General features: G+C 46.5%; 34 protein-coding genes and 2 pseudogenes. 4 read left to right on the top strand and 32 right to left on the bottom strand.

Annotated elements, in window-relative coordinates; genetic code table 11:
• Nucleotides 1-532, bottom strand: a 532-nt coding sequence (locus T456_RS0111665) for an ABC transporter permease subunit (protein ID WP_024866286.1), incomplete at its 3' end; no start/stop codon positions are given.
• 189 nt (nucleotides 533-721) lie between these two features.
• Nucleotides 722-1882: an ABC transporter substrate-binding protein gene (locus T456_RS0111660; protein ID WP_024864987.1), complete on the bottom strand. Its 1161-nt coding sequence runs from the start codon at nucleotides 1880-1882 to the stop codon at nucleotides 722-724.
• A 160-nt stretch (nucleotides 1883-2042) separates the two neighbouring features.
• Here T456_RS0111660 and T456_RS0111655 point away from each other — a divergent pair, with 160 nt between their 5' ends.
• Nucleotides 2043-2567 (top strand): hypothetical protein, encoded by a 525-nt coding sequence (locus T456_RS0111655; protein ID WP_024864986.1) that lies wholly within the window; start codon nucleotides 2043-2045, stop codon nucleotides 2565-2567.
• Between the two features lie 84 nt (nucleotides 2568-2651).
• On the opposite strand, the gene T456_RS0111650 is transcribed toward T456_RS0111655, so the two are convergent.
• Complete coding sequence (locus T456_RS0111650) at nucleotides 2652-3008, bottom strand: hypothetical protein (RefSeq protein ID WP_024864985.1); 357 nt, start codon at nucleotides 3006-3008, stop codon at nucleotides 2652-2654.
• Nucleotides 3009-3204: 196 nt separating this feature from the next.
• On the opposite strand from T456_RS0111650, the gene T456_RS23425 reads away from it, so the two are divergent.
• The 3 genes from T456_RS23425 to T456_RS0111640 all read left to right on the top strand — a co-directional run bounded on the left by T456_RS23425 (nucleotide 3205) and on the right by T456_RS0111640 (nucleotide 5300).
• Entirely contained in the window at nucleotides 3205-4146 is a 942-nt protein-coding gene (locus T456_RS23425) for a UPF0236 family transposase-like protein (RefSeq protein ID WP_278246924.1), read from the top strand.
• Nucleotides 4139-4678 (top strand): UPF0236 family transposase-like protein, encoded by a 540-nt coding sequence (locus tag T456_RS23420; protein WP_278246923.1) that lies wholly within the window; start codon nucleotides 4139-4141, stop codon nucleotides 4676-4678. The genes T456_RS23425 and T456_RS23420 overlap by 8 nt, the downstream gene beginning before the upstream one ends.
• Before the next feature lie 349 nt (nucleotides 4679-5027).
• Entirely contained in the window at nucleotides 5028-5300 is a 273-nt protein-coding gene (locus T456_RS0111640) for a hypothetical protein (protein ID WP_024864984.1), read from the top strand.
• A 65-nt stretch (nucleotides 5301-5365) separates the two neighbouring features.
• Here T456_RS0111640 and T456_RS0111635 read toward each other — a convergent pair whose 3' ends face one another.
• The 29 genes and pseudogenes from T456_RS0111635 to T456_RS0111545 all read right to left on the bottom strand — a co-directional run bounded on the left by T456_RS0111635 (nucleotide 5366) and on the right by T456_RS0111545 (nucleotide 18375).
• Nucleotides 5366-6643 carry a chloride channel protein gene (locus T456_RS0111635; RefSeq protein ID WP_024864983.1) on the bottom strand — a complete coding sequence of 426 codons (1278 nt, stop codon included), beginning with the start codon at nucleotides 6641-6643 and terminating at the stop codon, nucleotides 5366-5368.
• Between the two features lie 21 nt (nucleotides 6644-6664).
• Nucleotides 6665-6997 (bottom strand): Hpt domain-containing protein, encoded by a 333-nt coding sequence (locus tag T456_RS0111630; protein WP_024864982.1) that lies wholly within the window; start codon nucleotides 6995-6997, stop codon nucleotides 6665-6667.
• An 11-nt stretch (nucleotides 6998-7008) separates the two neighbouring features.
• The gene (locus T456_RS0111625; protein ID WP_024866285.1) at nucleotides 7009-8784 is read right to left on the bottom strand and encodes a two-component system response regulator; all 1776 of its coding nucleotides are present in this window, start codon (nucleotides 8782-8784) and stop codon (nucleotides 7009-7011) included.
• A gap of 132 nt (nucleotides 8785-8916) precedes the next feature.
• Nucleotides 8917-9576, bottom strand: coding sequence for a hypothetical protein (locus T456_RS0111620; RefSeq protein ID WP_024866284.1), 660 nt, complete (start codon nucleotides 9574-9576; stop codon nucleotides 8917-8919).
• A gap of 33 nt (nucleotides 9577-9609) precedes the next feature.
• A complete protein-coding gene (locus T456_RS0111615; RefSeq protein WP_035802014.1) occupies nucleotides 9610-9819 on the bottom strand; it encodes a hypothetical protein in 210 nt (69 codons plus the stop codon).
• Nucleotides 9789-10403, bottom strand: a complete 615-nt coding sequence (locus T456_RS21420) for a class B sortase (protein ID WP_197026891.1) — start codon at nucleotides 10401-10403, stop codon at nucleotides 9789-9791. The genes T456_RS0111615 and T456_RS21420 overlap by 31 nt, the downstream gene beginning before the upstream one ends.
• A 4-nt stretch (nucleotides 10404-10407) precedes the next feature.
• Nucleotides 10408-10605: a hypothetical protein gene (locus T456_RS0111605; protein WP_024866281.1), complete on the bottom strand. Its 198-nt coding sequence runs from the start codon at nucleotides 10603-10605 to the stop codon at nucleotides 10408-10410.
• Nucleotides 10606-10723: 118 nt separating this feature from the next.
• The gene (locus T456_RS0111600; RefSeq protein ID WP_024866280.1) at nucleotides 10724-11473 is read right to left on the bottom strand and encodes an LCP family protein; all 750 of its coding nucleotides are present in this window, start codon (nucleotides 11471-11473) and stop codon (nucleotides 10724-10726) included.
• Nucleotides 11474-11484: 11 nt separating this feature from the next.
• Nucleotides 11485-11931, bottom strand: coding sequence for a hypothetical protein (locus T456_RS0111595; protein WP_024866279.1), 447 nt, complete (start codon nucleotides 11929-11931; stop codon nucleotides 11485-11487).
• A 72-nt stretch (nucleotides 11932-12003) separates the two neighbouring features.
• Nucleotides 12004-12288, bottom strand: coding sequence for a hypothetical protein (locus T456_RS23750; RefSeq protein WP_330369747.1), 285 nt, complete (start codon nucleotides 12286-12288; stop codon nucleotides 12004-12006).
• Nucleotides 12289-12341: 53 nt separating this feature from the next.
• On the bottom strand, nucleotides 12342-12782 hold the full coding sequence (locus T456_RS23745; RefSeq protein WP_330369746.1) for a polysaccharide biosynthesis tyrosine autokinase: 441 nt from the start codon (nucleotides 12780-12782) through the stop codon (nucleotides 12342-12344).
• 12 nt (nucleotides 12783-12794) lie between these two features.
• The gene (locus tag T456_RS23200; protein WP_242835958.1) at nucleotides 12795-12965 is read right to left on the bottom strand and encodes a hypothetical protein; all 171 of its coding nucleotides are present in this window, start codon (nucleotides 12963-12965) and stop codon (nucleotides 12795-12797) included.
• Nucleotides 12925-13131, bottom strand: coding sequence for a hypothetical protein (locus T456_RS23195; RefSeq protein ID WP_242835956.1), 207 nt, complete (start codon nucleotides 13129-13131; stop codon nucleotides 12925-12927). The genes T456_RS23200 and T456_RS23195 overlap by 41 nt, the downstream gene beginning before the upstream one ends.
• Nucleotides 13132-13141: 10 nt before the next feature.
• On the bottom strand, nucleotides 13142-13474 hold the full coding sequence (locus tag T456_RS23190) for a YveK family protein (protein WP_242835954.1): 333 nt from the start codon (nucleotides 13472-13474) through the stop codon (nucleotides 13142-13144).
• Nucleotides 13475-13549: 75 nt separating this feature from the next.
• Nucleotides 13550-13846, bottom strand: coding sequence for a CpsB/CapC family capsule biosynthesis tyrosine phosphatase (locus tag T456_RS21415; RefSeq protein ID WP_278246922.1), 297 nt, complete (start codon nucleotides 13844-13846; stop codon nucleotides 13550-13552).
• 177 nt (nucleotides 13847-14023) lie between these two features.
• Nucleotides 14024-14233: a CpsB/CapC family capsule biosynthesis tyrosine phosphatase gene (locus T456_RS21410; protein ID WP_024866277.1), complete on the bottom strand. Its 210-nt coding sequence runs from the start codon at nucleotides 14231-14233 to the stop codon at nucleotides 14024-14026.
• A gap of 478 nt (nucleotides 14234-14711) precedes the next feature.
• Nucleotides 14712-15089: a LacI family DNA-binding transcriptional regulator gene (locus T456_RS23740; protein WP_330369745.1), complete on the bottom strand. Its 378-nt coding sequence runs from the start codon at nucleotides 15087-15089 to the stop codon at nucleotides 14712-14714.
• On the bottom strand, nucleotides 15064-15219 hold the full coding sequence (locus tag T456_RS23735) for a hypothetical protein (protein ID WP_330369744.1): 156 nt from the start codon (nucleotides 15217-15219) through the stop codon (nucleotides 15064-15066). The genes T456_RS23740 and T456_RS23735 overlap by 26 nt, the downstream gene beginning before the upstream one ends.
• Nucleotides 15191-15424 (bottom strand): hypothetical protein, encoded by a 234-nt coding sequence (locus T456_RS23730; protein WP_330369743.1) that lies wholly within the window; start codon nucleotides 15422-15424, stop codon nucleotides 15191-15193. The genes T456_RS23735 and T456_RS23730 overlap by 29 nt, the downstream gene beginning before the upstream one ends.
• Nucleotides 15425-15444: 20 nt before the next feature.
• Complete coding sequence (locus T456_RS23725; protein ID WP_330369742.1) at nucleotides 15445-15744, bottom strand: LacI family DNA-binding transcriptional regulator; 300 nt, start codon at nucleotides 15742-15744, stop codon at nucleotides 15445-15447.
• A 197-nt stretch (nucleotides 15745-15941) separates the two neighbouring features.
• On the bottom strand, nucleotides 15942-16076 hold the full coding sequence (locus T456_RS24130) for a 4-alpha-glucanotransferase (RefSeq protein ID WP_278246929.1): 135 nt from the start codon (nucleotides 16074-16076) through the stop codon (nucleotides 15942-15944).
• 101 nt (nucleotides 16077-16177) lie between these two features.
• Nucleotides 16178-16360 (bottom strand): annotated as a pseudogene (locus T456_RS24125) (4-alpha-glucanotransferase); the annotation flags it as partial.
• A complete protein-coding gene (locus T456_RS24120) occupies nucleotides 16338-16487 on the bottom strand; it encodes a 4-alpha-glucanotransferase (RefSeq protein ID WP_278246921.1) in 150 nt (49 codons plus the stop codon). The pseudogene T456_RS24125 and the gene T456_RS24120, both read right to left, overlap by 23 nt.
• A 20-nt stretch (nucleotides 16488-16507) precedes the next feature.
• Nucleotides 16508-16630, bottom strand: coding sequence for a 4-alpha-glucanotransferase (locus tag T456_RS24115; RefSeq protein ID WP_278246928.1), 123 nt, complete (start codon nucleotides 16628-16630; stop codon nucleotides 16508-16510).
• The gene (locus T456_RS24110) at nucleotides 16596-16691 is read right to left on the bottom strand and encodes a hypothetical protein (RefSeq protein WP_278246927.1); all 96 of its coding nucleotides are present in this window, start codon (nucleotides 16689-16691) and stop codon (nucleotides 16596-16598) included. The genes T456_RS24115 and T456_RS24110 overlap by 35 nt, the downstream gene beginning before the upstream one ends.
• Nucleotides 16692-16793: 102 nt before the next feature.
• Entirely contained in the window at nucleotides 16794-16922 is a 129-nt protein-coding gene (locus tag T456_RS23385; protein ID WP_278246930.1) for a hypothetical protein, read from the bottom strand.
• Nucleotides 16919-17065: pseudogene (locus T456_RS24105) on the bottom strand (hypothetical protein); the annotation flags it as partial. The pseudogene T456_RS24105 and the gene T456_RS23385, both read right to left, overlap by 4 nt.
• Nucleotides 17037-17198, bottom strand: a complete 162-nt coding sequence (locus tag T456_RS24100; protein ID WP_278246925.1) for a hypothetical protein — start codon at nucleotides 17196-17198, stop codon at nucleotides 17037-17039. The gene T456_RS24100 and the pseudogene T456_RS24105, both read right to left, overlap by 29 nt.
• Nucleotides 17199-17895: 697 nt before the next feature.
• On the bottom strand, nucleotides 17896-18375 hold the full coding sequence (locus T456_RS0111545) for a hypothetical protein (protein ID WP_024866274.1): 480 nt from the start codon (nucleotides 18373-18375) through the stop codon (nucleotides 17896-17898).
• Nucleotides 18376-18399 lie beyond the last annotated feature (24 nt).

Raw genomic sequence — 18399 nt, 5'->3', positions numbered from 1 at the left:
CCTTGTCTTCCGAGGCTGCAAGCATGGCCTGTCCCTGTTTGGTCTTGTTGATAAAGAGCTGAAGCACAATGAGGATAACAACACTCACCAAAATGGTCACGATGGTAACTCCCTGGATCTTGAGCTGTCCTCCCGCAAAGGATACGCCCTCCCAATTGATAACTGAAGTGAATGATTTGATATCTGCGCCGTAGATAAGAAGTGCTATATTCTCAAGAAGATAGCTGACGCCGATGGCTGTAATAAGCACCGCCAGAGGTGAAGCTGCACCTCTTAAAGGCCTGTATGCCACAAACTCCGTTGTGACACCAAGAAGTGTACAAAGAATAATGGCGACTATTATTCCAACCACTGAATTGCCGGAAAGTGCGGCACTGACGGAAAAGATAATATAGCAGCCCACCATGATAAAATCTCCGTGAGCAAAGTTAAGCATCTTAGCAATTCCGTAAACCATAGTGTATCCCAGCGCTATAATCGCGTAGATACTCCCCAGGCTTAGTCCATTAATGAGATAGGTCAAAAAACTCATCTCGCACCTCCACAATTTCTTTTCACCAAAATATTCTACCACAATATAGAGAACAAGGGATGCCTTTGACAGCATCCCTTGCTGATTTACTTTATAAATTTACTTAGTCCAAGGTAGTTTCTGCTCTCGAACTTCGTTCGATCCAGAACGAGGTTCGAACCAGACTCGAAACTACCTCGTCAGGTTCTCTCACTCTGCTGATACGTAAACACCGTTCTGGATTACAACAGCCTTGGGCTCCTTGTTAGGCTCACCTGATGCTGACCAGGTCATCTTGGAAGATGTAAGTCCTGAAGCCTCGATCTGTACCATAGCGCCCTTAACTGCATCGCAGATCTCGGATACGCTGCTTGCAGGTGTAACGCCGGCCTTCTCGATAGCTGCCTTAATGATGTAAACAGCATCGTAAGCATCAGCTGCGAACTGGTTGGGTGTCTCGCCGTATTTCTCGTTGTACTTCTTAACGAAGTTAACAGTAAGCTCATCTGTAGCATCAGCTGCGAAAGGTGTAAGAAGCATAAGTCCCTCTGCAAGTGATGTATCAAAGTTCTCAACAGTAAGGATACCGTCCATACCGTCTACACCGAAGAATGTAGGTGCATAGCCCATTGTGTTGGCCTGTGTAAGGATCAGTGAAGCATCTGAGTAGTAGATAGGAAGGAATACCAGGTCAGCGCCTGCATCCTTAGCCTTCTGAAGCTGAACAGAGAAATCTGTGTTGTTATCCTGTGTGTAAGCCTCAGCTGAAACTACTTCGTAGTTCTTGCCCTCTGACTCCTCAACAAACTTCTGGTAGATACCTGAAGAATAAACGTCTGAGTTGTCATAGATGATACCAACCTTTGTAGCAAGGTTGTGATCGTTTATGTACTGAGCGGAAGCAATACCCTGGTTGGGATCTGAGAAACATACACGGAATACGTTGTCATACTTAACGCACTCCTCAGCAGATCCTGAAGGTGTAAGCTGGAACATATTGTCGTTCTTGGTGTTCTCTGAAACTGCGATTGAGCAGGCAGATGTGGTTGATCCTACAAGGAGCTGCATTCCCCAGTCCTTAAGTGTGTTGTAAGCGTTAACTGACTTCTCTGCATTGAGCTCGTCGTCTTCTGTCTTGTACTCAATCTTGTATCCATTGATACCGCCTGCCTCGTTGATCTCATCAACAGCAATCTGTGCGCCGTTAACAACTGCATTACCGTAAGCAGCAGCTCCGCCTGTAAGGGGACCAATAGCTCCGATCTTGAATGTATCTGAACCTCCCTGCTGTGATGCGCCGCAACCGGCAAGCATTGAAACAGCTAAAGCAGAAGCCATAACAACGCTGAAGATTTTGCCCGTCTTCTTCATAATTATTTCCCTCCTCACAAAATGTATATTTGTATACAATTTTTATTTATTATCTTACGTTAAAGTATTACATTGAAAAAGTCAAGAGAGAGTACGTATTTTTATTTGATTGCATTAATGTTTTATGCTTGTTAAAATTGTTCTATAGGGGGAAATGCATATGCTTCATTTATCATATGTGGGGATAGCCTTTTCGCTGGTATTTTACATCGTGTTCGGTGTAGCAGTGAGGTTCATGGAACTGCCTCCAAAGGCCAGGAACAAGGCGAGGCTGATCATCCTGATTACTTCCGTGATGACATTTTCGATATCTACCCTGTGCGCCGGAATTTTCAATCTTCATTCCGGGGCTTACATGTATGGCGCAATTTTCCTTGTTTTATCCCTGATCGCACTGATCTTTGTGCTTGCAATCCTCTTTGAACTCCACCAGATCAACACCAGAGTCAAGATGAGAAGGTTCATGGTGCTGTTTGATATTGTGGACCGCTATATAAACGAGGGCAAGTCCAGAGAAGAGATCATGTCCTACCTTACAGGTATCCAGAAGCTGACCCACAAGGAAGCCGCAGATTTCCTTGAATTCATTTCGGATCCCACCAATCACCAGTTTTTGGTCGACGTCAATGAGAAGATTCAGGAAGCCAAGGTTATGCAGAAGGCTTCTACGGATTACTTCAGATAAATAAATATGTACAAGCAAAGCGGGAGCTCATCGGACACCGATGAACTCCCGCTTTTTATCTGCCACCTACCTATTCGATTGTTATCACCCAAACAGATCTATGGTATTTCCTGCCATAGCATAGGACATTGCCTGAGTGTCCTGACTGTAGCCTGTGGTCATTCCCTGGAACTTGGCTGCCACGTCGTTATACATACGATTGGCTTCCTGGGACTTTCTTACCACATTGGCTGAAAGCTTTAACGGATCGCTCTCTTCATCTGAGGGTGTCAGTGCCTGTGCGTTGGGGTACCTCACGGGAGGTACGTTCATCACCGCACCGCTCATGCCGGTCTCGATGAAGGAATCCGACACATCCGACTCATTTTTTAAGTTGTAGTTGAGCGGCTGTATAAAGCTCATGCCGTAGGGACTGCCTACAGCGCCGATTGATAAACTCATATTTTTTCCTCTTATCGCAAGAAAGGTTAACATAGTTTCCCTGCACAGATAATCATACCTTCCACCGTCCTCAGGTTCAATTATGCGCTTGGGCTAGCGTAAAGTTTTTGTAGGATTAATTGAAAAAGGGGATTTCCTTCGTGATATAGTTATTTACGGTGTCCAAGCCAAAATAACCAAACGGAGGAGTCCCCTTGTGTTAAATAGTATACAGCATTTTATTGAGAATGGAGTACCAAATCTTCAGAAGGCATCAAAAGATTTTTCAGAGGATCCGAGAGACTTTGCAGGTTTCATATACAAGGTCAGGAATGAAGCGCTTCAGATGGCGTTGGATTACATTTCTGAAACCCTTACAACCTGCAACCAGATATTAAAAGACAGTCCTGTGAGAAAGGAAAGATGGGAAGTGGTAAGGACTGACGAGAAGTCTCTTATCACCTCAATTGGAAAGGTTATGTTTTCCAAGACACTGTTTAAGAACAAGGTGACTGGAGAACGCAGATATCTACTGGATGACATGCTTTCATTTGACCCTCATGAAAGGATGTCAGAAGATGCCATAGCACAGCTCTTATCAGAGAGCGTTCAGACCTCTTATCGTAAAGGTGGACAAGCAGCAAGCATCCTTGATGAGGTCAGCAAAGAGACTGTAAAGGATAAGATACATGCTCTCGAGTTCCCCAAGGAACAGAAAAGAAGAGGCAGAAAACGCAAGGTTGAGTATCTGTATATAGAGGCTGATGAAGATCATGTGTCGCTTCAGTTCCAGAAGGAAAAGGGGGATCTCCAGGTCAACCAGTATGGAAGAAAACTCAATGGAATGATAAACAAGCTTATCTATGTTCATGAGGGCATTGAAAAGGATGCTCCCAAGAGTACAAGACATCACCTTGTTAATGCCCATTTCTTCTGTGGTTCTTATGAAGGCAAAGCAAACAGTGAACTCTGGGATGAAGTCTACACATATATTGACAACAACTATGACATAAGCAGCATAAAGAGGATATACCTAGGAGCAGATGGTGGAGCCTGGATTAAGGCTGGGGGAAAAAGGATAAGTGGCATCACATATGTGATGGACGAGTTCCACCTCAAAAAAATACCTGATAAAGATGACAAACCATTTGATGGATAGTGCTGATGATGCCAGAAAGCTTCTCTGTGAAATGATCAAGGATGGAAGTAAGGAAGATTTCCTGTCTGTGGTAGATATGCTTGAATATCATGCCTCAAACGACAAGGAAATGAAACGTGTGCAAGAAGGCGCTGATTATATACTTGATAACTGGTCTGCAGCCAAGACAAGGCTTAGATACAGGAGGATTCCTGGATGTAGTACTGAAGGTCATGTCAGTCATGTCCTGTCAAAAAGAATGAGCATGACTCCAATGGGCTGGAGTCGAAAAGGCGCTGATAAGATGGCAAGACTCAGTGCCTATACATGGAACAAAAGGGATATGCTGGAACTTGTGCGTTACCAGAAGACAGTAATGCCTAAGGCTGCTGGGGCAGAAGAAGTAGAGACTGTAGTAGCGCATGTAAGAGAAAAACAGTATTCCCATCCGGCGTGGGGAAAGTATGTCGATAGCATACAGGTAGAGCTTAGTTCAGAGCTGAAGAAGTGGATGAGCATCGGAATGCATAACTACATCTGGAAACTGTTCTAAAAGGAAGCCAGAGGCTGACGCCTCTGCCTTTGAATAAAGTGCGCCAGAGCGCACACCTATCCTTGATCTGCTTGACTACAGACCAAGGATTAGAATGACAGCCTTGAACTGTCCTCCAACCAGGCGCTATAATGAGTAAGGTTTGAACATCTGAACTGATCACAGGGGCAATCTACCCTTTCGAATCCTACAGTAAATTTACGCCGTCTGCGCTTGGGAATAATATCTAAAAAGATTATGTAATATCATAAAATTTTGTTAAATTTTATGATATTATATTTAAGAGGGGTTATTACTTAAGCCTTCGGAAATTCAGTAACTTTTGTAGCAGAGAAAGGAGCACCTGATTATGTCTAACCAGCTGCAATATTCTCCCTTCAAACCAAACTTGAAGACAGCCGAAGTATTTGCGTGGGGAGATCCGGAGTATAATCTTTTTGACCAGCTTAACGATAAGTACGAGGAGAAGCACCCTGAGTTCAGGGAGCTCTCAAGCTATGAGAAAATGGTCATTAAACAGCAGATCCATCATGAGGCCATCGGGCTGACACCGCTCAACCTGATAACCGACCTTGTTTCCGATCCGCAGTTTGATGAATTCCGGGCCATAGAAAACCTGTAATAACAACAAATAAAGTCGTCTTTCCTTCGCGGGAAAGGCGACTTTTATTTTTTGCTTTTTTCTTTTTATCTGGTCTCTCTGTTTACGTATTTGTTATGGAACTTGGAATACATGATCTTCTGGCTGCTGTAGAGCCCCGTATATCCCGAGAAGGTGTAACTTAAGGCGATTGCCAGAAGGTAATAGGGCATTCCCTTAAATCCAAAGAGCTCAAAGCATATGAACAGCGATGATATCGGGCAGTTGGTAACTCCGCAGAAAAGAGCTCCCATTCCGATTGCGGCACAAAGAGCCGGATCGAAGCCTCCGATCTGAGAATAGAGGCACCCGAAAGTGGCACCGATATACAGAGCCGGAACGATCTCACCGCCCTTATATCCCGCGCCAAGGGTCAGCGCAGTAAAGACTATCTTAAGAAGGAAGGCGTAATAAGGCGCCTCCCCCCTTATGGCCATCTCGATAACGTTCATGCCGGCACCGTTGTAATATCTTGTCCCCGACAAAAACGTCAGTCCCGCAACGATGCATCCGCCCACAAATATACGAAGGTACGGATTGGCAAAGAACTTTCTGTAGGCCTTTCCTGTCACTTTTAAGACGCTGCAGAATATAACGCTTAAGATTGCGCATAGGATTCCCAAAAGCCCCGTAAAAAACGCCTGATAAAGGGTAAATTCAGGGACAACGTTCACTGCGAAGGTCTCTCCCGCAGCTCCGAAGAAAGAACTTACTCCCTGGGCTATAAGAGCCGATATAACACAGGGCACAAGGGCTGAATAGTACATTACTCCCACATTCTCAATTTCCATAGCCATAAATGCGGCTGTCATGGGAGTTCCGAAAAGTGCCGAGAAAGCGGCGCTCATGCCGCACATGGTGATGATCTTTACATTTCCTTCCTTCAGCTTAAAGAGCTTGCCTAAATTATATCCGATACTGCCGCCCATCTGTAGTGCCGCGCTCTCACGTCCCGTGGATCCGCCGAAAAGATGGGTCAGAGTGGTAGAGATAAAAATAAGGGGAGCCTTAAACCAGGGAAGATTATCCCCTTCCTGGATAGACTTAATGACAAGATTCGTGCCCTTGTCCTCGTAGTCCTTGCACAGCCTGTACAGGAATACTATCAAAAGACCTGCCAAGGGAAGCCCAAGTATTATGTAATCATGTTCGGTTCTGAATCTGGTCGCCCAGCCTATGGAAAGAGAAAAGGCAGCTCCGATTGCTCCCACCACCATTCCGGTGATGGATCCCAATATGAGCCACCTGACCAGTACTCTTATCCTGCCTTTGATATCCATATCAGACAGCTGTTCCTTAAGATGTTCAAAGATGTTTTCTTCCATGTTGAGTCTCTTTTGCCTCGATCAAAGATTTATTATCTGCTGCCGCTGCTCCATGAGCTTTGCGTAAGCCTGTGTATAGTCCATGGCATCCTTCTTGCGAAGATGCTCTGTCACCTCACATAGTGTATCATAAAGAGGCGTGAGTGCAAGATTTCCGATGACTCCCTTCAGGGCATGGGCCATTTCGAAGGCTTCGTCCATGTTATTGTCCTTAAGGACCTGGCCCAGGTTCTCAAAGCGATCGTCGGCCAGCCCAAGCTCTATCATCTCCAGATAAAAATCCTCCATACCCATGCATCTTTGCAATCCGTCATCAACGTCCGCGCCGTATGATCTAAGAGAGTCTAAAGTCATGCTGTCTCCTTTCACCTAGCTGCCATTCTGCTCTTCTCTATAAGATGTCCGAACTCCGTAGCAGAAACCGGCTTGGAAAAATAATAGCCCTGAATGATATCGCACCCTGCCTTTTTAAGGAGAAGATACTGACTGGCTGACTCAACTCCTTCGGCAATAACCGGAACCCCCAGGAATCTGGCAATTTCCAGAACAAACTCCACCATGCTCATTTCCTTGTTGTTCTCGGCAATATCAGTGATAAAAGCCATGTCAAGCTTCAGCGCATCAATGGGCAGGGAGGTGAGCATATTCAGTGAGGAGTACCCTTTTCCGAAATCGTCCATCTCCACCATAAAGCCTTCGTTTCTAAGCCCCTCAACAACGCCCTTTATCTGGGTCACGCTGTCGGTATAAGCCGTCTCTGTTATCTCAAGATGCAGTTCACTTGCGCTGATGTTGTTTTCGGCAATGATCTGTTTAAGATAATCCACAAGGTCCGGGTCATAGATATCCACCCTTGAGACATTTACCGAAATGGGCACTGCCGTACCGTACAGATCCTTCCAGCGCTTAAGCTGTTTTGCCGCCTCGCGCCACACATATCTGTCCAGCTCCTTTATACGTCCGTTCTCCTCAAACAGCGGCATGAAAGAATCCGGTCTTACAAATCCGAACTCGGGATGCTTCCACCTGATAAGAACCTCTGCGCTGCAGAGCCTTGGTGTGTCTGTGGTTATATCGTACTTTGGCTGGAAGACCACCATGAACTGGTGCTCCTCAAGCGCCTTGTCCATATCTCCGAGAAGCCTGGCCTCATACAGCTCTTTTTCATGCATCTGATTGTCATAAACTGCGATATGAGGTGAATGGATATTCTTGGAAATGGTATTGCTCGCAGCAGTAGCCCTGTCAAAGCGCTGCTCAAGATTTGCCGAGCGGTAAAGATCCGGATACACACCGATCCTTATCCTGGCATCCAGGGGCGATAAAATATCCGATATTCTCTGTACAAGCATGTCTTTAAGGAGGCTGTAATCCTCCTGATGCTCAATATACATGTAAAAACAGTCAGCATTGTATCGACAGGCAACGCCTCCGCAGGATCTGGCAACTTCCCTTGCGGTCATGGCAATCACCCTAATGAGGTTATCACCCATTGTCCGTCCGTAGAGCTCGTTTACAAGATGAAACTTGCAGAAATTAAGGACAACTGCGTCCACCTGCTGATCGGGATGGAACTTGTCGTACTCTCTTGCATACTGGAAAAAGAACTCCTTGGTCATAAGCCCCGTAAGGGAGTCAACACCGGTCTCCACGATAATATTTCTGTCTATGGAAAGTTCGATGGCTCTTTTTACCCTGGCTTTTATGACCTCGGGAGAATCGTAGGGTTTCCCAAGAAAATCCACTGCGCCTCTTCGAAGGCTCTCTACCTCCTCGGTCTTCGCAGCGGTGATCACGATGACGGGGATATTCTTAAGGGAGTCGTCATCCCTCATGCCGTCGAGAACGAAATACCCGTTTCCGTCATGCATATAAAGATCCAGGAGCACCAAAGACAGGAAATCCTTCTGCTCCTTTATTATGGTCAATGCCTCCGCTCCGCCCTGAGCGAAAACTATATCATATTCTTCCTTGAGGATATTGCCAAGGATACGCAGATTAACGGGCTCATCATCTACAATGAGGACCGTCCGCCTGAAGTCCTTCTCGTATTTCGCGCCAATATCAAGTCTTGTATTGCCATCAAAAGTCATCGCATCATCCTTAATTAAATCATTCTGCGGTTCCAGCAATCTGTCCATTAATTATAACGCACCCTAGCGAAAAATGGCTTTTTTTATGGCTTAATTTTCGTAAATATTTAGATTTACCGGCAAAACAAAAGGCGCCCAAGACGGGCGCCTTAAAGGCCTAAAGGCTATATTGTCAATTTGTTAATTTGTCACTGTAGCAAGAGCAGGTACTCTGATAAATGCTACAGGTCCGTGTCCTGTCATGTTAACCACTACGTGGTCCTTACGGATCTCAGCTACCGGAAGCTGTACCCAGCCCTTCTTCTGCTGCTGATAAACCGCAATGTTATCTCCGGCTACAACGCCGCTGCAATAGAAGTTGCACTTTGCTGATGTGAATGCAACACCGGGAGAACTTGTCTGCACACAGTTGATAAGCACACCGCCAAGGCTTCCTGCCAGCTGGTTTGCCGATGAAATTATACCGCTGTTGGGTACGGTAAGAACAAAGGTCACATTGCTCTTGTTTCCGTTGATCTCAACGTGTCCGCCCTGGGCAACTGTATTTCCGTAGTATGCTACAGCATTATTTCTCTTAAGTATGGCGCTTCTGGGCTCTGAAGGAGAAGGCGTTCCCGTTCCGCGTCCGCCGCCACCGCCGCCTTTGTTCATGGCTGCCTGAACAGCCTTGGTGAGGTTCTTGATCTCTCCGGTGAGCTGATCGATCTCATTCTGGAGCTTCTCGATGTCCTCGGCAGTAACACTGCGTGAGCCCTCCAGTTCCTGTTCAGCGGCATATGCGCTTATAGATGTTGAAACCATGATTACAGATGCAAGTACCAGAGCTAGAATCTTTTTCATTTTTTGCGCCTCCATACTCTTTATTATTTGTAATTATTCGTCTTCCGGGTCTGAATAATCAATGTACCTGTCAATCTCCCCGCGAACATCTCCCACAAGACATCCGATAACCACAGTCTGTTTGGAGGGATCATCGTTATTCCGAGTGGACAGTGTTATGAGGAAGTTCTCCACTTCCACAGCTCTTTCCCAGCCGCTTCTGATGTTTCTGTTCATGGTCTTGGAAGAGAAGATCTCATCCAAAAACTCCCGGCATCCCTTGGCGTAGGAAAAAATCGTACTGCTGCAAAAGCTTTTTGTCCTCTCTGCTGTAAGCAGCGAAAAACATAGTAAATAAGGGCATTCCCTTCGGTGTAAACATAAATGTATTTGTGGTCCTCAAAATAGGCTCTGTCCAGGAACTTATTAAGCCCCGCGAACATGGTCCCGTCCTCCGGAGCGCTTCCCAGAAGAACTTCGTTGAAATCGCACATATCCTTCAGATTGGCGGCCTCAATATGTATTGCCCCTTTGGGATCCTCCTGCCGGTACACATTATGGGTCAGGTAAAAAGAGTCATCACCCTCCGAATTTTGTACCACAGGATAATCGATCTCCGTATCCGGCAGATACAGCCATGCGAATATATCGCTGTTAGCCTCTTTCAGTTTTTCAAAGTCCACATGAGAATCGGTCGCACTCTCGTCTCTGGCGCCCTCGGCAACTGCCGAAGCCTCTTTTCCGGCCGCTTTACCGCAGCCCGTAAGAACCGTAAAGATAAGAAAAACAGCGAGTCCGAATTTAAGGGTATTCATGCTTACGTTTTTATATCGACATGTTTTTCCCATTTCTTTAGCCCACATTGTCAATTTCTTCATAAAAAACTTCGATTATTGTCCTGTACAGGTCCTCCTCATCCACATAAAACTCTTCAAACTCACCATTCTTGCGGGTTTCACCCTCTATCATATGAAGGCTTGAAGAATCAAAAGAATACCCTGTAATATCCGGAGCAAGATAACTGATCTCGTCCGCGGTAATATTTGTCACGGTCTTACTGCTGATGGCGCTGAACAGCTCAACTGCAGCATTGGGATTTTCCGCTGCGGTCTTTCTGGCAGCTTCGATAAATCCGGTGATATACTGCTTCTGTCTCTCGAGCCTTTCATCACTGGATGCAAAATTTGCTCATATCCCTGGCTCTTAAGTAGGCATAAGCCGTCTCGCCCTCGAGATGAACCCGGGTTCCCTTCACCAGCTTTTTATCCCATTTTGTAAGGTCCTCAAGGACAGTGACATCAACTCCGCCAACCTCATCGTTGATGATGGGGATAGCGCTCATGTTGATGGCTGCATAACCATGGATGGGAAGCTGATAGAACATATTGGAAACAGCCTTAACCTGATAGTTGCAGCTCTCCTCCATTCCGTTTCCGAAGCCGTGCTGTGTGGCGATCTGCGCAACAACAGTATTCTGGTATCTTCCGTACTCATCGTAGATATCCACATCCGTCATGGAGTTTCTGTTTATACCAACAATCTTTATGGACCGGTTTCTTGGATTGAGCACCAGAAGGAAAAGAGAGTCCGCCTGACCACCCTTGGTTCCTTCCTCCATCTTCTTGACCGTCTCATCATCCTTATCTATTCCCATGACAAGAAAGGTAGTGATGTCCTCGTTATAGTCGTAGACCTTGCCGTCATATCTGACCCAGTCCGACTCCCAGCCGGATTCCGAACTCTCCGTACTTGCGGCATAATATTCACTTTGAGCCATCATGGGCGCAGTGGTAGCTGATTTGGTGGATAGGCTTGACTTTCCAATAAGCCTGAAGGCCTCAAATCCAACCAGTCCCAGTGCTATAAGTGTCATAAAGCTCGCCCATATGATGAGAAAAACTCTGCCTTTTCTGCTCATATATTAAGCTCCTACAAGTCGCTGCTTGCCTCTGAGGCCGCATCTTCCTGCGTACTTTCCAAATTCATTTCAGGGAAAAGAAGCTGCTCTTCCTCTTCTTCGACTACTTCCCCGTCACTTTCAAGATCCTCGATATCAGCGGGAAATACTCTGGATTCCTTTGTCACGTTCCCGCTAAGATCCGATACTGCGTAGTAAACGACTGCCGTGCCTGCATCTCTGTTAAGAACAACCTTTTCCACAACAATGCGGCCGGTAAGATCCCCGTCCTTGGCATCATATGCGTTAATGCCTTCCTTAAGCTGCCTGTCCGTGGTCTGTGAATCATACACCAGCTCAAGGGCTGAGAATCTGAATTCCGGTGCTATCCTGTCGCTCCTGCCGTAAGCCAGCACGATCAGGACAACGAGAACGCCGCTCAGTATGGTAAAAAATATCCCCAGAAGATTTCCTCTCACTTTTTTCTCTCCAATACTCAGTCTTTTCTGGTAACTCCGGCAAGATAATTAAGCTCATCCAGGTCGTCATCGTCAGGTTCCGTTCCCGGCTCCCGGAGTTTTGGGCCTGGAGGGAGTTTCGGCATTGTCCTCCCCGTATTTACCGTAATATTTGCCATAGTATTTCCCGTAATACTTGCCGTAGTAACTGCCGTAGTGGCCATAATAGCCCTTTCCGGAGATGTCCACCTTATTGAGGACAACTCCCAGCATCTTGGCTCCCGCCTTGTCCAGCTGATCCTTGACCCTCTGGGCAAACCTGAAGCTGATGGCATTGCTCTCAATGACCATAATGGTGCCGTCGCACTGCTTGGCCACAACAGCCGCATCGATAACACTTCCAAGAGGCCGGCGTATCTATGATCACATAGTCAAATACCTGTTTTCATATTCTCAAGAGCCTTGCCGAATATCCTGCCTCCCAAAAGCTCACTGGGATTGGGCGGCACAGGTCCCGCAAAAACAACGTAAAGGTTGGGAGTATCGGTCTCGCAGATGACACTGGAGAGCCTCTCTCTTCCAACAAGGCAATGGGTAAGACCGAGCCTGACTGAGCCGGTCCTGTATCTTCCCACAAGTACCGACTTACGCATATCCGCGTCCACCAGAACAGTCTTTTTCCCAGCTTCGGCAAAAGCCCTGGCCAGAGCCATGGCAACGGTAGTCTTGCCTTCTCCCGGGGTACAGCTGGTAACCGAGATGACCCTCACATTCTGTCCGCTGAATTCCACGTTACTTCTAAGGGTCTTATATGCTTCTTTTATCTGATAGTTGTTTTCAGATTGGCTGAAATGAAGCTTTGCGCTCTGCATAAGCCCTCCCGTTTACTTCTTTTTCTTATCGGACTTTTTTCTGGATTTCTTTTTGTCCGTCTCCTCAGTGGTGAGAGGAACAAGAGCCAGGGTACTGAGCCCAAGGTACCTCTCCACATCGTCGTTGCTCTTTATGGTGTCATCAAGAAGATAGCCAAGGATAACAAAAAAATGCGATGGCAAGTGCTCCGAGAAAACCTGCTATAACAGTCCACCTGGCAACGCTGGGCCCTGACTTTCTTGTGGGAACATTTGCGGTTTCCGCAACGTTGATGGCGTCAATATCCATAACGTTGGTGATATGTTCGCTGGCAACCTCCCTGATGCAGTTGGCTATCTGCATTGCCATCAGGGGATCCTCATCTCTGGCTGTTATTGCCCACGATTCTGGTGTCCGAAGGAGTATCAACCTTAAGAACATCTGCCAGATCCTCATAGCCCATATCCACCAGGTTAAGTCTCTGGATAACCTCCTCCAGAACATACCTGCTCTTTATAAGCTCCGCATAGTCCTGGGTCAGCTGGGTGGAAATCTGCACATCCGAATAGGTGACGGTCTGGTTCTCCTCCTTGTTCAGGATGTATATCTTTGTGGTGGAATCATAAACGGGATGCATCACAAACTTGCTGATAAAAAGACCTGCCAGCCCAAAGAACACGCCGGCGCTGATTATCAGGAATGCTCTTCCCAAAAGTACCGAAAACAGTTCCCCAGATTAATTTCGATAATGTCGTTTTTTGTTTCCCATTGGGTAACTCCCCGTCTGTCAGTCTATCATCTGATTTCTGATAACATTGGCAGGATTTACAAGAAAAAGAGCCTTCGCATAATCCTCCCCGAATTTGCGCTCCACGAAGCTCCTGCAATCCGCAAGTTCCGGAGCGCGTCTGCCCGTATCATGGGCATCCGTGGCCACAAAATGCACCAGTTCCTTCTTAAGAAGCTTCCTGGTAAAATGTGATATTCCAAATCCGTATTTGCCCATTACGCTGGAGGCGTTAACCTGTATGTAGCATCCCATATGTATCATGTCCTCCACGAAGGCGGGGTGGGGAAACCACATCGCTGTATCGCTCCACATGGGCGATTATCGGTATATATCCTGCCGATTGTACTTCAAAAATGGCATTCTGTATTGCTTTGTATTGATTGGTGGGATGAAACTCAACCAGCACATAATCGGACCCTGCCAGGGAGCATATCTCCCCTCTCTCCAGCTGATCCCTTGGTCTCGTCGCAATTAGTAAATCTCGTTTCCGGAAAAGAGCTTTACATTTATGCCCTTCTCTTTGGCGGCCTCCTGGAGGCTCTTTCTGTAAGACACATTGTGAGCAGGAGAGACATTGTGGTGCATGGGTTTGTGATGAGGAGTAAGAATCATGTGGGTAATGCCGTTCTTCTCGGCAATCCGCAGCATTTGAAGACTCATCTCCAGATCGCGGGAAACCATCGTCAACCCCCGGCATAATGTGGCAATGTATGTCGATTGAAGGCTGCATTATATTCCTCAAACTACAATCTATCGATAAAATGTTTATAATATTACACACTAATTATACACCCACAAATTGCACCCTTTCAACATCGTGGGTATTGGTTTATACTTTTTTCAATATATTGTGATTGTGGGGAGAGGTCGACATCCACCATGAAGTGTTGGGCAGGGCGAAAACTTTAATTATAAGGAGGAACATAATTATGTTACCGCAGGATCCTGTAATCTTACTTTAGCTACATGAATACTCAGCTTCGAGACAACTACAGCTCCCTGGGAAAGCCTGGCGGAAGGCCTGGACGTTCCTTATTCGGAACTTGAAGACGCCGTAAAAAGCTTAAAAGAAATGGGCTACGCCTACGACGCAGCCCGGAATAAGTTTGTATGATGTTTTTTCAAAAATAATTCTTTCTTTTGGCTTAACCTGTATCTCTTATATCTCCCTTGTGCTCTCTCCCTTGATGAGGTCGCCGGGGAAGATGATGTGGCGGTGATAGCTCTTCTTGTCGATGATGTCAAAGAGAAGGCGTACTGTCTCTCTTGATATGTCGGCAAGGGGCTGTCTTATTGTGGTGAGCCTTGGAATCGAGTACTCTGCAAGCTCCTGTCCGTCGAAGCCCGCTACACTTACATCCTCGGGAACTCTAATGCCTGCATCGGCAAGAGCCCTGAGGGCACCAACGGCAAGTACGTCGGAGATGCAGTACAGAGCTGTGAACTCCTCGCCGGATTCGATAAGAGCCCTGGCTGTCTCGTAGCCGTTATGCATGGTGTAGATCTGCTTATCAACATATCTTATGAGGTTTGTCATTCACCTCGATCCCGTTTATCTTCAGCGCTTCCAGATAGCCTTTAAGACGAAGCTGTACTACCGAAGGTGTCTCGCTTCCCTCGGTCATTATGGCTATCTTCTTATGCCCAAGGCCGATAAGGTACTCCACCAGCCTGCGGGCTCTCCTTGGCATCGTCAACAGATACCGTGGAGTAGGCATTCTTGTTAAGGTCATCTGCAATATCGGAGCCGATGGTGGCAAATACCACAGGGATATTCAGCTGCCTTAATCTGTCGGCTGACTGCCTTGCATTTCCTCCCATGAAGATGATGCCGCGAAGCCTCTTCTCTTTTTTCAAGTTCCAGAGCAACATCCACCTCGTCCTCGTAGGCCTCAACGTGCCTTAAGGACCAGGGCATATTTCATCTTCTCGATCTCTTCCTCAACCACAGCAATCATGGGAGCAAAGAACGGGTTGGTAATACCCTTTACCAGCACCGCGATGCACTTGGCATCGGTCCTCTTCAAGTTCCTGGCGCTGTTGTTGGGAATGTAGCCGGTCTCCTTGATGACCTCCATTATTCTCTTTTTGGTCTCCGGATTGATATCCGAATGATTATTGATAGCTCTTGAAACGGTGCTGACACCTACGCCGCAGCGCTTGGCTATCTCAACAATTGTTATCTCAGCCATTTAATCTACCGTAAATCCTTGCAAAATCGTGGCATTTTTTGATGACAGCTCTTTTGACAGGGCGTCCTTCTTCATTCTCCATACCCAGTTGCCTTCCAAGGGGTTGAAGGAGTGTTGATCCTTGCGTATGAGGGAAGCTCCAGGTAATCCTGCATGGGGGATGATGGCAGTGTCGGAAACACTTGCAAAGCATGCTCTTATGCAGGCCCATACTGCGTCCTTGCCGCTCTTAAGCCCAAGAATACTCTTTTGGCAAACTTCTTGTCATTTCTGGGAAGCTGATCAAACCAGCCTCTTGTGGTCTCGTTGTCGTGAGTTCCGGTGTAAACAATGCAGTTGGGAGTATAGTTGTGAGGCAGATAGTCACTCTCCTCCTTGAATCAAAGGCAAACTGCAGGATCTTCATTCCGGGGAATCCGGTCTTCTTAACCAGCTTAATAACAGAAGGTGTAAGGAATCCAAGGTCCTCTGCGATAACTTCCTTGTCTCCAAGTTCCTTCTTCATGGTATCAAACAGATCGTAAACCGGGGGCCCTTTCTCCACTCGCCATTCTCGGCAGTGGGGTTTCCGAAAGGAATAGGCGTAATACTCATCAAAGCCTCTGAAATGGTCGATCCTTATTACATCGTAGAGCTTTGTAGCAGTGGGCGATTCTCTTCATCCACCACTTGTAGCCTGTCTCTTTGTGATAATCCCATCTGTAAAGAGGGTTGCCCAAAGCTGGCCTGTAGCACGAAGGCATCGGGAGGGCAGCCTGCAACATCAATGGGGGTGTTCTTCCTTGTCCAGTAAAAAGAGCTGTGGATTAGCCCAGGTATCTGCGCTGTCAAAGGCAACATAGATCGGGATATCACCAACTATACGGATTCCCTTTCTCGTTGGCATAGGACTTAAGGGCTGTCCACTGGGGCGGAAAGAGATACTGAAGGAAGCTGTAGAAATCGATCTCCTCTGCAAACTTGGCTCTGGCAGCCTTTAAAGCCGCGGGCTTTCTGAGGCCTAATTCCCCTCATCCCATGTATTCCATGCTCTTCCGGAATTGTCATTCTTAAGAGCCATGAAAAGAGAATAGTCTGCCAGCCAGTCCATTGTCTTTGGATTTCTTGAAGGCCTCAAACTCCTTCATGAGCTTCTTTGAAGAAGCCACTTCCTCTCTTCTGTCATAGGCTTTTTTCAAAAGCTTAAGTCTGCTCTTATACTGGCTTCTCGTAGTCTATATACTCCTCGGAGCCTCCAAATCGCATTTGTCGGCCTCAGCCTCCGTAAGAAGCCCGTCATTTTATCAGTGGCCTCAATATCTATGAAGTACGGGTTTCCGGCAAAGGTAGAGAAGGACTGATAGGGAGAATCCCGTAGCTGGTGGGACCAAGGGGAAGGATCTGCCCAGTAGCCTCTGTCCCGCATCCTTCAAAAAGTCCACAAACTCATATGCCTCTTTTGAAAAGGTTCCGATACCGTACTTGGACGGCAGGGAAAAATACCGGCATTAAAAACTCCCACATCTTCTTTACTCTTCTGTTTAGCCATAATCTCTCTCCTCATAAAAGCGTACTTCTTATATCACATTTATTATGATCTGCAATAAAAACTACGGAAATTAGTCGCGTTCCCGGTAACCGTTTCCGTAGTTCTACCTTTACCACATTTTCGCTGTTTTTTTTTCAAGGTGAAGTTTGCGCTGTTTCTTAAAATTAAGTAAATTATTATCCTTAATACCCATAATAAGATTTCTCCACTGGGTCAGCTGATCCGTGGTCATGAAACCGTTGGAAGTTCCCATGTATCGATCTGTAGGATTGGCAAAGCAGGAGCGCATTCTTGATGGGGCATTTTACGCTGCTTCGCGCGTTCTCCATGTAATAGTGAAGGAAGCATTGCAAACAGAGCGTTTCCGGCACCGATGGTATTCACAACCTCGTTGGTCTTAACGTGTTGTAGTGAACGCGAAGATCCTGGGTCTTATCAAAGAGGATAAGTCCCTCGCTGCCCTGTCCCAAAATGATTGATCTCTGTTCCGTAGGTGTCAGATATTCGCTTTATGAAAATCGTAAGGATCCTCGGTCAGTGTGTCATCACTGAAATACAGCACCTTTGCGGTTTCCAGGAAATCTGTATTGTACTTTTCCTTTTCAGGCTTGTAGTTCCTGATATTAACGGCAATGGGTTTCTTGTGCTCCTTGGCAAGCTTTGCAAAGGGGCCTGCAGAAATTGGCGTTGGCCAGTACCAACATGTCGCTGGCCTCGGCAATGGGCGGTACCATAGACATATCGTATACGTTCTCTCTAAGGTCCTTGATATCCTCAAATATCTGCTGCTTCCTCTGCTTATCGTAAAGCACAACCTCAGTGGGAGTCTCTCTCATCTGAGGGATAATGTACTCCGTGGAAAGAGTGATCTTCCGATCCGGCGGATTGATGACACTAAGGTCCTGATTTCTGCCTACAATGGACATGAAGCTTACCTCATCTCCAAGCCACTCAAGAGCCAGAGACTCATTGTAAGCATCGCCTCCTACCGCAGTATAAATAGAATCATTTACACTTGTGAGGGGAGCATAGCCTATGGGTATCTTGTCCACTCTGACAATAGTCTCAATCTGTGTTACACCTGCTACCAAGAACTTGCTCATTCGCGCCTCCTTATTTTTACAGAC

It is taken from the genome of Butyrivibrio sp. FCS014 (assembly GCF_000526935.1).
GTDB lineage: Bacteria > Bacillota > Clostridia > Lachnospirales > Lachnospiraceae > Butyrivibrio.
Note: the sequence above shows the minus strand (reverse complement) of the source record. Positions and strands in the feature narration are given on the sequence as shown.